General features: G+C 60.9%; 13 protein-coding genes, 1 tRNA gene, 1 other RNA gene and 1 riboswitch. All 15 genes read right to left on the bottom strand.

Annotation, left to right across the window (positions count from 1 at the left end; translation table 11 throughout):
* Positions 1-27: 27 nt before the first annotated feature.
* The gene (locus HMPREF2614_RS00075) at positions 28-1,497 is read right to left on the bottom strand and encodes a SulP family inorganic anion transporter (RefSeq protein WP_070559684.1); all 1,470 of its coding nucleotides are present in this window, start codon (positions 1,495-1,497) and stop codon (positions 28-30) included.
* Positions 1,498-1,827: 330 nt separating this feature from the next.
* An RNA gene (gene ffs / locus HMPREF2614_RS00070) (signal recognition particle sRNA small type) lies at positions 1,828-1,922 on the bottom strand.
* Between the two features lie 56 nt (positions 1,923-1,978).
* Positions 1,979-3,136: an ABC transporter ATP-binding protein gene (locus tag HMPREF2614_RS00065; RefSeq protein WP_038627345.1), complete on the bottom strand. Its 1,158-nt coding sequence runs from the start codon at positions 3,134-3,136 to the stop codon at positions 1,979-1,981.
* An 18-nt stretch (positions 3,137-3,154) separates the two neighbouring features.
* Positions 3,155-3,994: a carbohydrate ABC transporter permease gene (locus HMPREF2614_RS00060; RefSeq protein ID WP_167836000.1), complete on the bottom strand. Its 840-nt coding sequence runs from the start codon at positions 3,992-3,994 to the stop codon at positions 3,155-3,157.
* Positions 3,995-4,006: 12 nt separating this feature from the next.
* Positions 4,007-4,924 carry a carbohydrate ABC transporter permease gene (locus tag HMPREF2614_RS00055; protein ID WP_070559682.1) on the bottom strand — a complete coding sequence of 306 codons (918 nt, stop codon included), beginning with the start codon at positions 4,922-4,924 and terminating at the stop codon, positions 4,007-4,009.
* On the bottom strand, positions 4,925-6,265 hold the full coding sequence (locus HMPREF2614_RS00050) for an extracellular solute-binding protein (protein ID WP_235191223.1): 1,341 nt from the start codon (positions 6,263-6,265) through the stop codon (positions 4,925-4,927).
* Positions 6,266-6,477: 212 nt separating this feature from the next.
* Positions 6,478-6,563 (bottom strand) — tRNA-Ser (locus HMPREF2614_RS00045).
* A 198-nt stretch (positions 6,564-6,761) separates the two neighbouring features.
* Positions 6,762-7,109, bottom strand: coding sequence for a metal-sensitive transcriptional regulator (locus HMPREF2614_RS00040; protein WP_070628716.1), 348 nt, complete (start codon positions 7,107-7,109; stop codon positions 6,762-6,764).
* A 3-nt stretch (positions 7,110-7,112) separates the two neighbouring features.
* Positions 7,113-9,311, bottom strand: coding sequence for a heavy metal translocating P-type ATPase (locus HMPREF2614_RS00035; RefSeq protein WP_049181420.1), 2,199 nt, complete (start codon positions 9,309-9,311; stop codon positions 7,113-7,115).
* Positions 9,312-9,335: 24 nt separating this feature from the next.
* The gene (locus tag HMPREF2614_RS00030; protein WP_038627335.1) at positions 9,336-9,545 is read right to left on the bottom strand and encodes a heavy-metal-associated domain-containing protein; all 210 of its coding nucleotides are present in this window, start codon (positions 9,543-9,545) and stop codon (positions 9,336-9,338) included.
* 37 nt (positions 9,546-9,582) lie between these two features.
* A complete protein-coding gene (locus HMPREF2614_RS00025; RefSeq protein WP_070559678.1) occupies positions 9,583-10,761 on the bottom strand; it encodes an HNH endonuclease signature motif containing protein in 1,179 nt (392 codons plus the stop codon).
* Positions 10,762-10,881: 120 nt separating this feature from the next.
* Positions 10,882-12,402 (bottom strand): AMP nucleosidase, encoded by a 1,521-nt coding sequence (locus HMPREF2614_RS00020; protein ID WP_070559676.1) that lies wholly within the window; start codon positions 12,400-12,402, stop codon positions 10,882-10,884.
* 123 nt (positions 12,403-12,525) lie between these two features.
* The gene (locus HMPREF2614_RS00015) at positions 12,526-12,879 is read right to left on the bottom strand and encodes a hypothetical protein (RefSeq protein ID WP_070559674.1); all 354 of its coding nucleotides are present in this window, start codon (positions 12,877-12,879) and stop codon (positions 12,526-12,528) included.
* Positions 12,880-12,889: 10 nt separating this feature from the next.
* A riboswitch (SAM riboswitch) is annotated at positions 12,890-13,010 on the bottom strand.
* Positions 13,011-13,125: 115 nt separating this feature from the next.
* The gene (locus HMPREF2614_RS00010) at positions 13,126-14,382 is read right to left on the bottom strand and encodes an Nramp family divalent metal transporter (protein ID WP_049181409.1); all 1,257 of its coding nucleotides are present in this window, start codon (positions 14,380-14,382) and stop codon (positions 13,126-13,128) included.
* 38 nt (positions 14,383-14,420) lie between these two features.
* Positions 14,421-14,873 carry a flavodoxin family protein gene (locus HMPREF2614_RS00005; protein ID WP_049181406.1) on the bottom strand — a complete coding sequence of 151 codons (453 nt, stop codon included), beginning with the start codon at positions 14,871-14,873 and terminating at the stop codon, positions 14,421-14,423.
* Between the last annotated feature and the right edge of the window lie 321 nt (positions 14,874-15,194).

The raw sequence follows: 15,194 nt of genomic DNA, 5'->3' as shown, positions 1-15,194 counted from the left end.
TGTAAGGCATACCCCGGATTGGGATTTCTACAACTTCCCGGACAAGGCATCCAGAAGCTGCTTACTCGGCCCCTCCAAGCCGATAATTTCCACCTCTTTGCCCCGGTCAGCAAACTTGACCCGCACAGAATCCAACGCCGCCACCGTAGAGGCATCCCAAATCTCAGCCTCCGACATATCGATGACAATCCGCTGCGCAGAATCGGTGTAGTCGAACTGGTACACCAGGTCATTACTGGAGGCAAAGAACAGCTGCCCCCGCACCTTGTACGTCCGGGAGTGGGCGCTGGGGTCGTCGTCAAGCACTTCAATCCTGACCAGATGAGCGACACGGCGCGCGAACATCAGCGACGCCACGACCACACCCGAAACTACGCCGATGGCGAGGTTATCCGTCGCCAGCGTGGCGATGACCGTCACCAGCATCACCACCGTCTCCGAACGCGGCATCAGGCGCAATGTCCGCGGGGAGATCGAGCGCCAATCGACCGTGTCCACCGACACCACAACCATCACCGCAACCAGCGCCGCCATCGGAATCTCACCGACTGCAGAACCGAGCAAAAGGACCAGAATGAGCAGGAAGACACCGGAAAATAGCGTCGTCAAGCGAGTGCGCCCCGACGATTCCTTCACGCCCACCATCGTCTGCCCAATCATCGCGCAGCCAGCGATACCGCCGAAGAAACCGCCCGCGATATTCGCGACGCCGAGCCCCCACGTCTCGCGGGTCTTGTCCGAATGCGTGTCGGTGATGTCGTCCACGAGCTTCGCCGTCATCAGCGATTCCATGATGCCGACAATCGCCACACCCACCGAATACGGCGCAATCAGCCGCAGAGTCTCCCAGGTCAGGGGCACATTCGGAATCAACAGCTGCGGGAGGGATTCCGGGAGCTCACCCATATCGCTCACGTTCGGCACGCGCCAATCCGCCAACACCGCAACAAGCGTGACGACGAGCACAGTTACCAGCGGAGCCGGAATCGCGGTGAACACGCGGGGCAGGAACACCATAATTGCAATACCCAGAGCGACCAGCGGATACACCAGCCACGGCACATCGATGAGATGCTCCAGCTGCGCGGTGAAAATGAGGATGCCCAGCGCGTTGACAAAGCCAATCATGACCGCACGCGGAATGAAACGCTGCAGCTTAGCGATCCCCAACGCCGCAAAAGCAATCTGCAACACGCCCGCGAGCAACACCGTCGGGATGAGGTAATCCATCCCGTACGTCCGCGACAACGGCGCGACGACGAGCGCAACCGAACCAGCGGCAGCGGTAATCATGGCCGGGCGACCACCCGTGAAGGCAATCACGATGGCCATAATCACCGAGCTAAACAGCCCCACCGCCGGGTCCACGCCCGCCAAGATGGAAAACGAAATGACCTCGGGGATCAGCGCGAACGACACCGCTGCGCCAGCCAGCAGCTCGGTGCGCAGGCGCTTCGGTGAAGAAACTGCGAACCGGAAGGAATCCCACACGCCCATTGGCGCTGGGACTTCTCGGGCCTGTGGCTGTTGTGGTTCTGGAGTTTCTAGCGGTTCTCGTGTTGCCTGCGGTGCCACTCGCATGTCGTTGGCATCGCTCATACACAGTATTCTTCCAGACCAGCGAACGCGAAACGCGACCACTTGTGGCCAAGGTATTCACCTATCGATGCGCTGCAGCGTGGCCATAAGTGAATAGCTCATCGATAGGTGAAATGGCCTGGCCAATATCGCGGGGATAAGTGCCGAAAAACATCGATAGGTCACAGGAAACCGTCGACAAGTGCCCGAAACCTTGCCACAAGTGCCAGAAGAACGCCGGGGATAAAAAAAAGGGGACCCCACGCACCCGTCAGAGCTCGCTGACCCTTGCTGCATTCCTGCCCTGGGGGAGTTCACGAGATGGACGCCACATGGGATCCGTGAAGACAGCCTACTACAGCTACGTACAAAAAGTCACACCACTGCCAGGCCAACAGTTTTAGTCTTGGTTCTTAGCCTTCAACGCCAAGTTCTCACCTGACTCAGAATCAAAGACATTCAACTTGTCCGTGTTGATGGCCAACGTAATCTTCTGACCTCGACGCACATTCGACTCCGCATCGACTCGAGCCACCAACATGGCATGCGGGTTATCCGCCAGGCCAGCCTCCTCAGCTGCGGCATGACCCTTCAAATCAATTTCCGGGAGTGGGAAGTGGATGAACTGCTCGGAGCCCATCGCCTCCAGGACGGACACCTCGACCTCGACCGTTGGTGCATCGCAATTGTCGTCGGTCAGGGCGGCGTCTTCGAAAGCCTCTGGTCGTAAGCCGACGATAGCCTTCCGGCCCGGGGCAAATTTTTCCGGGAGTGGCAGGTGGCCCAGGGCGGTGTCGACGCTGTGGCCGTCGTCAAGCACAGTGGCAGGCAGGAAGTTCATGGCGGGCGAGCCGATGAAGCCGGCGACGAAGACGTTGACCGGTCGGTGGTAGAGCTCTTGCGGAGCGCCAATTTGCTGGATAACGCCCTTTTTCAGCACGACGACGCGGTCGCCCAACGTCATGGCCTCAGTTTGATCGTGGGTGACGTAGACAGTGGTGGTGCTGAGGCGTTCCTGCAGCTGGGCAATTTCGGTGCGCATCTGGACGCGGAGCTTGGCGTCCAGGTTTGAGAGCGGCTCGTCCATGAGGAAGACCTTCGGTCGGCGGACGATGGCGCGGCCCATCGCCACGCGCTGACGCTGACCACCCGAGAGATGCGCGGGCTTGCGGTCGAGGAACTCCGTCAGATCGAGAATTTCGGCGGCCTCGTTGACCTTCTTCTCGATCTCCTTCTTCGGCAGTTTTGCCAGCTTGAGCGGGAAAGCGATGTTCTCGCGGACGTTCATGTGCGGGTACAGCGCGTAGGACTGAAACACCATGGCGATATCACGGTCCTTCGGAGCGACATCGTTCATGCGCTCGCCGTCGATGAGCAGGTCACCTTCGGAGATGTCCTCCAGCCCTGCAATCATGTTCAGCATCGTCGACTTACCGCAACCGGAGGGGCCGACGAGGATGATGAACTCGCCGTCGTCGATTTTGAGATTCGCGTCTTCCACACCGATGTGACCATCAGGAAAGCGCTTGTACACGTGCTTTAGTTCAATTTCAGCCATTTTTAGCCCTAACCTTCTTTAGCCCTTCACTGCGCCGGAGGTAAGACCAGCGACAATTCGACGTTGGAAAATAACCACAAAGATGACAATCGGAATGGTGATGACAATCGCGGCCGCCGCGATGGAACCGGTCGGCTCCTCGAACTGCGACGAGCCGGTGAAGTTCGCCATCGCCGCCGGTGCCGTACGTGCCGCCTCCGTCGAGGTCAACGACACCGCCAACAGGAAGTCATTCCACGCGAAGATGAACACCAGAATTGCAGCGGTGACAATTCCCGGAATCGCCAGCGGCGCCACCACCAGGCGGAATGCCTGGAAAGGGGTCGCGCCGTCCATTTGCGCCGCCTTCTCCAGCTCCCAGGGAATCTCCCGGAAGAAGGAGGACAGAATAAAGATCGCCATCGGAAGTGCGAAAGTGATGTACGGCAGAATCAGGCCCGGCCAGGTGTCGAACAGACCGAGCTTGCGCTCGATGTCGAACAGTGGGCTGACCAGGGAGACCTGCGGGAACATGGCGATTAGCAGCGAGACTCCCAAAATCACCGACTTGCCTGGAAACTCCAGGCGAGCGATTGCGTAGGCCGCCATCGTGCCGACAATTACCGCCAGCAGCGTTGTGATCAGCCCAATACCAATCGAGTTGATCAGCGCGCGGGTAAATTCACTGGTCTGGAAGATGCCGCGGTAGTTATCCAACGTCCAATTGCGCGGGATGAAGTGGCCATCGTGCAGATCGGTTGTCGGCTTGAACGACAAGCTGGCGATCCACAGCACCGGCACCAGCGCGTAAATGACCACCAAGGCGATGCCGATTGTCCATGCGACGCGTTGCTTCGGTGTCTTATCCGTGTTGTGCACAGCAATCGCCTCCTAATTATCCTTGCCCGTGGCCGCGCCTGGCGACGAGGCCCCGAAGCCCTTGACGAACACAATTGCAATCAGCGCCACGCACACGAAGATCAACACCGAAATTGCTGAACCAATACCCAGGTTGAACGCCTTAAACAGGTTGTTGTAACCCAGAATCGACACCGAACCAGTGCCATTATTGCCCTTGGTCAGAATGTAGATGTTGTCGAACACTCGGAAAGCATCCAGAGTGCGGAACAGCAGAGCCACCACAATCGACGGTTTCATCAGCGGCAAGGTGATCTTGAAAAAGCGCTGCCAGAAACCCGCACCATCCAACTCGGCCGCCTTCAGCGCGTCATCAGGCACCAGCGCCAGACCCGCAAGAAGCAGCAGCGCCATGAATGGAGTCGTCTTCCAAATTTCAGCGCCGATGATGATAAATATCGACGGCCATTGCTCCGTCAGCGGCGCGGTGCCGTCGGGAAGCAAATTAGCGAGATACCCCGTCCCCGGCGTCCACGCGTAATTCCACGAGTACGCCGCCGCCACCGTGACGATGCCGTACGGAATCAACACCACCGTGCGAATCAGGCCGCGGCCGAAAATCGCGCGGTACATCACCATCGCGATAGCCATGCCAAGCACCAGTTCAACCGCTACCGAAACCAGCGTGATAAAGGCCGTCACACCCAGCGCTTCCCACCAATAACTGCTGGTCAACACGGATGCGTAGTTCTGCAGGCCGATAAACTCGCGGTCATCGGGGAAACGCAGGTCATAGCGCTGCAGCGACAGCCAAATCGCGTACCCAATGGGGTACGCCGTCACCGCCAGCATCAAAATCAGCGCAGGAGCCACCAACAGCAGACCGAGGCGACGCTCGGCGCGGCGCCCGTCGGAAAGCGCAGACTTAGTTTTCGTAGATTTATCAGACATTTACGGCACCAGGCCTTCCGAGTTCACGGCCGCCTGAAGTTCCTCATCAAGCGTGCCGACCAGCGACTTCGCATCAACATCCTCCGGTGGACTAATGCGCGACGCCATCAAAATCGACAACGACTGGTACGCAGGGGACTTCGGGCGCGTCACCACACCGGCCGTGCGTGGCGACGGTAACAGCGCCCGCTCCTCCTGCGACAGCTCAGCCGAATCGGCTTCCTCCAACGTGTTCAACTGCTCGTAGATCTCGCGGTAGAACGGGTATTCCTCCTTGAATTCATCCGTGGCCTGCGTGTAAAGCTTCGCCAACGTCGGCGGCAGACCACCCTTCAACGCGTTGTTGAGCTGGTTTTGCTCATTGCGCAGGCAGTCGATGGCCTCGAAAGCGAGCTCCGGGTGCTTCGACGTCGACGGCACCGCAAGGTTAAGGCCACCAATCGTGACCTGCGCCGGTGTGCCCTCATCCATCGCCGGGTAGGTGGTCCAGGCCATGTCTTCGAAGACCTCCTTGGCCACCTGATTTCCCGACTCCGCCTTCTCCTTCGCACCGGCATAAACAAATGGGTAATTCACCTGCGCAAATGCATCGCCGCGGTCGAATGCCAGACGAGCCTGGTTCTCATCCGACTGCGAAATCGACGGGTCATGCCCCTTCGCCGTGGCCACGCGATGCATGGTGCTCAAGGCGCGCTCCGCGGCATCGTTATCCGCAATTGTGACCGACTGCCCATCCGGCGCGACTAGCTGACCGCCCGCCGACGCTGTCATCGAATTGAGCCACACCACCGAGCCCTCAAACTGGGCAGCCTGGACGCCAATCATCGACGGCTTGCCCTCATCGGCGAGCCTCTCCCCCGTCGCGATTAAGTCATCCCACGTCTTCGGCGGGCCATCTACCAGCGACTTTCGATACCACAGGAGCTGCGTATTCGTATTCAACGGAGCACCATAGAGCTGATCCTGCCACGTCGCCGTATCCAACGGACCCGACAGGGTACCCTCCGTAACGCGCTCGGCCATATCTTCCGGGAGTGGGAGCGCCCAGCCCGCCTCCGCAAACTCCGGAGTCCACGTCACATCAAGGCCCATTATGTCGAACGAGGAATCTCCGCCCACAATGCGACGAGCCAACTGAAGACGCTGATCATCCGTCTGCTTCGCCGAAATGTCATACTCCAGGCGATACTTCCCGCCCGACGCATCCGAGCACTTCTGCGCCGCCTGCGCATACTGATCCGAACCATCCGCCGGACCCATAATCCGCAGTACCGGCGCCGAATCCTGCTGAGCCTCCGAACCACAACCCGCCGCCAGCGTGGCGAGCGATACAGCCGACACCGCCGCGATGGCAGCTCGTAATTTCCGGCCAGAACCTAAAGAGCCGAAAGGAGCACCTGTACGGTCTCGACCGGCTCTTCGGATTCTCGGGCGCTTATTAAACATAATGACCACTCCGTGCTTCGACGTACAAAACTAACTGTACTCCGGAGTGGCGTATATGGCTGAAAACATAAGAAAACCCCCGGCGATAACCGGGGGTTTTCAATCTGCGGAGGATGTGGGATTTGAACCCACGAGGGATGTGACTCCCGCACGCGTTCCAGGCGTGTGACATAGGCCGCTAGTCGAATCCTCCAACGTCGTTAAAGACTACCCAACAAATCCGATTTTCCCAAAACACGCCGACGAACAGGGGAAACGTAGAATTCAAGTGGCACTATCGACACCACCAGTGCAACCAACAACCGAAAGCAAAAGACGGCACCCGACCACCGACCGCTGACCGCCGTTTCGCTTCACGACGGCCACCCCACTCCCGGAATTTTTCCGGGAGTTACTTAGCCAGCCGAGCGATTGCCGCCGAGGCCTCCTCCAGCTTGGCATCCAACTCCTCCGGGCCGCCCTCAGCCGCATGCACCACGCAGTGATGAAGGTGAGCATCCAGAAGAGTCAACGCCAACGACTTCAACGCCGAATTCACCGCCGAAATCTGGGTCAAAACATCGATACAGTACTCTTCGTTCTCAATCATCCGACCAATGCCACGAACCTGCCCCTCAATGCGACGAATACGGGACTCATAACGCCGCTTCTCCGAGAGATAACCGGGATCAGTGGTGTCATGACAGCAAGAACCGTCGTCAAGCGAATGCAATTGCGACGAACAACAAGACTCACTCATGAGTTACTCCTTTTGATTATCTAGTTGACTCGGAGAAAAACCGCGCAGACGCAGACTGTTGCCGACCACAAAAACCGACGAAAACGCCATTGCAGCGCCAGCCAACATCGGATTCAACAACCCCAGTGCGGCGACAGGAATTGCCAAAACGTTGTAGAAAAACGCCCAAAAAAGATTTGACCGAATCGTGCGGAGCGTCCGGCGAGACAACCGCAGCGCATCCGCAGCCGCCAACAAATCACCACGCACCAGCGTGATATCCGCGGCCTCCATCGCCACATCGGTGCCCGTGCCCATCGCCATGCCCAAATCCGCCTGCGCAAGAGCCGCAGCATCATTAATGCCATCGCCGACCATCGCCACGGACGCGCCGCTGGCCTGCAACTTCTCAATCGTCGCGACCTTATCCTCCGGCATCACTCCCGAAATCACGTCCTCGCGAGCAATACCGACCTTATCCGCAACGCGAAACGCAGGGCCGGCGGCGTCGCCGGTCAGCAGAATCGGCCGCACCCCCCACTCCCGGAATTTCGCGACCGCAGCCGCCGACGTCGGCTTCACCGAATCCGACACCTCCAACGTGCCCAGGAGCTCGCCGTCGCGGCGCACCGCAACCACCGTCCCCCCACTCCCGGAATTTTCCCCGGAGCGGCCGACCTCGATGCGGTGGCCGTCTACGGTGCCCTCAACCCCCACTCCCGGAATATCCCGGAAATCAGAAACCGGGAGTAGGGAATCCGGATCCGCCGCACGCACAATTGCCTGCGCAATCGGGTGGTGCGACGCCGCTTCCACCGAAGCGGCAAGCGGCACCAGATTTTCGGGAGTGGGAGGAACCTCCGTCAACTCCATCACACCCGTAGTCACCGTGCCGGTCTTATCCAGCACAACCGTGTCGACCTTCCGCGCCGACTCCAGCACCTCTGGGCCGCGCAGCAACACACCCGCCTTGGCACCTTCACTCGTGCCGACCAGGAGCGCTGTGGGCGTCGCTAAGCCAAGCGCACACGGGCACGCGATAATAAGTACGGCGACCGCAGCCGTGACCGCCTCACTCGCGCCGTGCCCCGTGAGCAACCACGCACCGAGCGTGACCACGGCGATCGCGATGACGGCGGGCACGAACACTCCCGAAACCCGGTCCGCTAGCCGCTGCACCGGTGCCTTGCCCGTCTGCGCCGCCTCGACCATCGCTGCCATCTGCGCCAACTGCGTCTCCGAGCCCACGCGCGTCGCCCGCACGAGCAACCGCCCAGACGTATTAATCGTCGCCCCTGTCACCTCATCGCCAGGGCCAACCTCGACAGGCATCGGCTCTCCGGTCAGCATCGACGCATCCACCGCCGACGCACCCTCCACGACAACGCCATCCGTCGCGATCTTCTCACCAGGCCTAACGACGAACACCACTCCCGGGCGGAGCTGTTCCACGGGCAGCCGCTTCTCCACTCCCGAACTTTCGAGAACGGAGACCTCCTTGGCGCCGAGCTTCATCAACTCCCGGAGCGCCTGACCAGCATTGCGCTTAGAACGCTTCTCGAAATAACGACCGAGCAGCACAAACATGATGATGCCGGCCATCGCCTCGAGGTAGATGTTCATATCAGCATCGCCGGGAGTGACCGTTAAGTGGAACTCGTGCTTAAGCCCCGGCAGCCCGGCGCGCCCGAAGAACAACGCCCAGACGCTCCAGAGGAACGAGGCGGTCGTACCCATGGTGATCAGCGTGTCCATGGTGACTTCACCATGACGCAGGTTCTTCAGCGTCGCGCGATGGAACGGCCAGCCGGCCCACACAAAGACCGGCGCCGAGAGCGTGAGGCACAGCCACTGCCAATTAGTGAATTGGAGGGCAGGAATCATCGACATCGCGATGACGGGAACCGTGAGGATGACAGCGCCGACGACGCGATTGCGCAGGTCCTGCAGCTCCCGGTCTTTTTCTTCGGGAGCAGCTTCCGGTTCCTGTTCGGACTCCTCCTGCGGAAGCTCAGCGGTGTAACCTGCCGCCACGATCGTGTCGATGAGTTGCTGCGGGTTGATGTCCGCCGGCGCCTCCACATGCGCCTTCTCGGTCGCATAGTTCACGCTCGCGTTAACTCCATCAAGTTTGTTCAGCTTGCGTTGAATACGGTTTGCGCACGACGCACACGTCATCCCGCCGACGGGGATATCAAGAGTGAGAAGTTGCTGCTCGGACATCTACTTTCCTCTTTTTTTGGGGGGTTAGTTTGCGACCGCCTTGTAGCCAGCTTCATCCACTGCTGCGATTACGGCAGCGGTGTCGATGTCTGCCTCCGAAGTCACGGAGAGGAAATTCCGGGAGCGGTCAACCTGGACATCGGTGATTCCCGGAAGTTCAGAGACTTCCTCCCGCACCGACGCCTCGCAGTGCCCGCATGTCATGCCAGTAACAGTAAAAGTTTGATTAGCCATACCCCAACATATACCCCCTACGGGTATATATGTAAAGCTATTCGCGCTGACGGTAGCCCGAGTAGGCCCGCCCCGCGAGAGCTGTCGGGAAGGCAAGGTTGAATTCGGGCGGCGCGTGCGGAGACGGCGGGTGACGGTAGACCGCGCCGGAGCCGTCGTCACGCTCGAGGTGCCCGTTGAGGCCTTGCCTGTCGTCATCGTTGGCGGCGTTGTGCTCTTTGCAGGTCATAACCATGTTTTCCATGGTCGTGGCGCCCCCGTTTTTCCTGGCGACCAGGTGATGGGCCTGCCCGGCGTGGGCGGGGCGCGGGCACCCGGGCCACGCGCAGATGGGGTTGTCGAGGATCATCGCAATGCGCTGCTCCTCCGTCGCCAGGCGCGGGTTGTGCATCGGGAGTAGGTCGGTCGGCGTGTTGTGCTCGTCGTAGACCAGCACCCAGCCGGTGTCTGCGAGCAGCGCCTCGACGAATTGTCCGGGAGTGAGGACGGAGCCGTTGGAGGTCGCCGCAAACCGCGGGCTGTACTCCACGATGTCTTGCGCGGTTACGATGAGCGCGGGCTGGTAACGGAGCTTATCGACGTCGTCAAGCGGCCCTTCCGACCCGTGCGCCAGGCGCTCTGCCAGCGCTTGACCGACGCACCGATCCCGGGTGTAGTCCTCGTGCGCTTTGGCGATTTCGGCTGCACGCACGGTCAGCGGCGCGACCAGGTCGTCAATCATGTTCGCCGGACCGGTGACCTGCAGGTGCTTCATCCCGCGAATGTCCGGATTCCGGGAGACGTGGGCGCGCAGGTGCTGCGGCGGCTCGTCGGTGCGGTTGAGCTCCTTGACCTTGGTCCGCATGTAGGTGTCGAGGCCCTCGAAGTCGTAGGCCGCGGCGGCGCGGGTGAAGTCCAGGCGGTAGTACTCCCGGATTTCGACATTGTTGAGCTGCCCGGAGCGCTTGTCGATCTGCATGCCCGTGTCCAGCGACAGCTTTAGCTCCCGGGCAATCGCGACGGCTTTGTCGCGGGATTCGACATCAACATCCTTCTCGACGGTGCCGAACAGCCGCTCGGCGCAACGCAGCAGGCGCTTGAGCCGGAAGGGGTCGAAGCCGATGCTGGCCGCCAACTCCCGGTGCCCGGTGGATTTTTCCGGGAGTGCGGCGCGCAGGTCGGCGAGCACGTCAATCCCCCGTGTCGCCAGCGCGCTGAGCAGTCCCAATGTCGTCATGGGGCTAAGGCTAGCGTCCGGGAGGGGACGGCTTCAATCGCTTTTTGGCGTTGTCCACAGCCGTCGTAAAGCATGCACAATCTGCACAAACGGGCTTGACGACGCACTCCCGAAAGTGCCCTACCGGAACGCAACCTCTCCCACCGGCCGACGCAACTTCCGGGAGTGGAGGGTGTCGGGAGCGGTGGCCATGTCCTCGCACGCGCGCACGGCGGCCATGAGGTGCTCCTCCTTGGAGGATTGGTAGAACTCGCGGGCAGATTTCGGGAGTTTGGGTTTGTCGTGCAGTGGCATGTCGGAGACGCTGAGCAGCGCGCCGTAGGGCACGCGGAAGCGGTAGCCGTTGGCGGCGATGGTGGCGGATTCCATTTCGACGCCGATGGCGGTGGATTTCTGCAGCTCCCGGTAGAGGTCGGTCTGGGAGCGCCACTCCCAGTTGCGATCGGAGGTCGACAGCACGGTGCCGGTGCGCAGGCGCTTTTTCAGTTCGTCGCCGGAAAGCCCGGAGACGCGGGCGAGCGCGTTGGTGACGGCGAGCTGAATTTCCGCAATCGGCGGGATGGGCTTTTCCAGGGGCACGTAGTTATCGAGGACTCCGTCAGCGCGGTCGTAACCGTTGGCGAGAATCATGTCGCCGATGCGCATGCGGCCGTCGAGGCCGGCGCAGTGTCCGACCATCATCCAGCAGTGCGGGCGCGTGACGGCGAGGCAGTCGGTGATGGTTTTGGCATTGGAGGGGCCGACACCGATGTCGATGATGGTGATGCCGCATTTGTCGTCGCGAAGCAGGTGGTACGCCGGCATCTGCGAGGCGTGCGCGTGCTCACGGCAAATTCCGGGAGTGGGGATGGCGCCGATGTCGTAGCGCTTCCCACCCGGGCACACCAGCGCCGTGTACCCGTGCGGATTTCCGGGAGTGAGGGTGGCGGCATATTCGAGGAACACGTCGGTGTGCAGCTGGTAGTTGGTGAACAGTACGAAGCGCTGGATGTTTGCGGCGTGCGACCCGGTGTAGTGCTCAAGGCGCTGGAGGGCGAGGTCGATGCGCTGGGCGGTAAAGAGGCTCAAGGGTTTGACGAGAAGGCCCAGGTAATCGGCTTCACCGTCGGCGATGGTGTCGTCGATGCAGGCGGAGTCGATGGGGGTAAACGTTTTCTCCACTGCCGCCAACATGCTTGCCGACGCCCCTTCCCTCCTCGCCGCTTCCTCGGCGGCCGCATCGAAGCCGCGGCACATCCGGAGTGGGATGGGCTGGTCGGAGACGCGCACCTCAACTTCGCCGCCGTGGTTGGTGAGCAGGTCGGTGATTTGCTCTATGAGGTAGGTGCGGAACATCACCGGGCGAGTGATGGTGGTGGCGTACACTCCCGGGCGGTCGACGAAGCCGTGTGACAGGGAGGGGTCGACATCCTCGACGGCGCTGCCGGCTGGGACGGTGAAGCGTAGTTCGGGGTAGTAGGCGCGCACCGGCCCACTCCCGGAATTTCCGTTAGTGGCGGCGGTGTACTGCTCGATTAGGTAGGCCATTCCCGCTCGGTGGATTTCGGTGAGCCGGTCGACGGCTGCGGCGGCGTCGGTGTAGAAATCGCCTTCGCCTTCGGTGGGCCAGAACGGGGGTGTTGCGGAGTCTCGTACCTGCATATCCCAAGGCTAGGCGGAGAGTTTCCCGCTCGCATCCGCGCCGCGCTCATCACCACGCTCATGCACGCGCCGCGCTCATCCACGCAATGCCGCATCCATCACGCGAAGCTCACTGCACCAAGCTCAGTGCCGACTCCACACTCCCTCACGGCTGCGGCGGACTTCAAAGACCTGGTGCACGTGGTAGCCGCCGATGATGGGGATGGTGAGGAAGTGGCGGCCGTCGTCAAGCTCGTGCCAGAGGATGCGACCGTAGCGCACGCCGTCGCGGACGTGGGCGCTGAGGTAGTCGGCGCGTTGTTGGCCGCGGAGGGTGGCGTAGAAGGCGGGGTCGACGGGGAGTTGGACGAGATTCCGGGAGTGGGGGGCGATGTCGGCTTCTTGCAGCCGGATGGCGACGGGTCGGCCGTCGACGAGGAGGTCAGCAGTGTGACGGCTGAGGCAGATGATGTGGACGTCGCTTATTGTGGTGTGCATTTTGCGCTCCTATTCGCTCTTCCCCGCAGGCGGTCTGTGGGGCTGATCTTCCTTTGGGGCACCGGGTCCGCGAATCGGGCGGTTGCCTATCGACGCTGTCAAAGGCCATTTCTCGTCGATATCTTGTGATCGTGTCGCCCACCCTAACACCAACTAGACAGCTTTGTCTACCATCTCCCGCACGCTTTACGACGAAGCCCCCACCTTCCACTCCCGAAAGCTACCGCCTTCCACCTCGCCCGCTGACTACCCCTTCCCCATCAGCACCAGAACCACCAGCGCCACGTTGAGCGCGATGATGAGTCCGCAGATAACCCACGCGACCCGGCGCAGTAGCGGGGTGTTGGCCCAGATACCCATCTCGGCATGCGAGGAGGTCATGCGCACCAGCGGAACCAGCGCAAACGGGATACCAATCGACAGCACCACCTGGCTGAGCACCAGCGCCCACGTCGGCTCCACGCCGCTGGCGATAATGAGCAGCGCCGGAATGATGGTGACTATGCGGCGCACCAGCATCGGCACGTGCACCTTCAGTAGGTCGCGCATAATCAGGTCGCCGGCGTAGCAGCCGACGGAGGACGACGCCAGCCCGGAGGCCAACAACCCAACCGCAAAAAGCACGCCCACTACAGGGCCGAGCGCGCTGGTCACGGCGGCGTGCGCGCCTTCGATGGAGTCGGTCCCCTCCACTCCCGGAAGTGCTTCGGCTGCGAGACACAGCATGCCAATATTCACCGACCCAGCCAGCACGAGCGCACCGAATACATCGATACGCGTGGCACGCAGGTGTTGGCGCAGCGAGGCATCATCTTCCACCTTGTACTCGCGGTCGCGCACCAGCCCGGAGTGCAGGTAGACCGCATGCGGCATCACGGTCGCACCCAACATGGACGCCGCCAGTACCACGGTGTGCGCACCCTGGAAGCGTGGCAGAATTCCGCTGGCCATCTCCCCGAGACTCAAGCCCGTGACAAACAGCCCGGCCAGGAACCCCACCGTAATGACCAGCAGGAACGCCACAATCACGCCTTCAAAAGTGCGTTGCGAACGCCCACCCTGCAGCAGCAACAGCCCCAGCGAGACCACGCCGACAATGACGCCGCCAAGCAGCATCGGCGTTCCGAAAAGCAGATACAGCGCCGTGGCACCACCAATAATTTCCGCCACATCCGTCGCTGCCGCCACAATCTCGGCCTGCACCCAGTACGCCAGTCGCCCCGGCCGGTTCGAACCAAAGCGGTCGGCAACGCCTGCGGTCAGCGACCGCCCCGTCACCAGGCCGTACTTCGCCGACAGGTACTGCACAACCATCGCCATGAGGTTGGACACCACCAGCACCCACAGCAGCAGATACCCGTAGCTAGCCCCCGCAGACAGGTTCGCAGCCACATTTCCGGGGTCCACGTAGGCAATCGCCGCCACAAACGCAGGCCCCAGCAGACTCATCATGGGCTTGCTTGACGACGTCACTTGCGACCCCTGTGTCCCTGAATCATTCATGGGACCATTATTTCACAACATTGATACCAATTGTTCAATCAACCCAAGATTTGTGCAGCCATGGTGCCACCGAGATTTACCAGGCGGTCGGAGATGTCGTCGTCAAGCGAACCGACAAACACGACGGGTTCGGCCGCAAGCTCCCACTTGTAGCCGGTCGTGATGGTTTTCATGGCATTTTCCGCGCCGGTGGTGTCGAAACCGCCGCGGATCCAGTAGGAAAATGGCAGCCCCTTAGTGGCTTCCTGCGCCTCCCGGAAGGTGGTGTCGAAGAAGTGCTTCAGCGCGCCGGAGATGTAACCGAAGTTGGCGGAGGTGCCGAGCAGAATGGCGTCAGCACTGGTCAGGTCGTCGATGGTGGCATCGAGAGCCTCGACGACCTTGACATCCACGCCCTCTAGCGCGGGATCGTTGGCGCCCTCGAGCACGTGGCTTAAGACTTCCTGCAGGAGCGGGGTTGGGGAATGGTGGACGACAAGAAGAGTAGGCATGTCCCGAGGGTAACGAAGTCAAAGTGAGAGTGCGGTGGCTTTTCTCGAGCTAGACCCCGGCGCGAACCACACTCTAGGCAGCGCCAACCCGATTAATGTGCTGGATAAACTATGCAAACAACGAGAATAGAGAAGTAGGACACCAGGATGAATCGCTTCCACAATCTCGCCGCTGCCACACTCCTCTTAGCCTTGACTTGCTACATTGGACTGTTTTTCGTCAGCACTGCACTCTCCGATGCCTGGACAATACCCCTCTCTGTCGGAGTCTTCGGATTCGGCCTAATCGGGCTCTTCCGTTTTTAGAGTGCGTTGATCTTC

The organism is Corynebacterium sp. HMSC074C11 (genome assembly GCF_001809455.1).
GTDB classification, from domain to species: domain Bacteria; phylum Actinomycetota; class Actinomycetes; order Mycobacteriales; family Mycobacteriaceae; genus Corynebacterium; species Corynebacterium amycolatum.
Note: the sequence above shows the minus strand (reverse complement) of the source record. Positions and strands in the feature narration are given on the sequence as shown.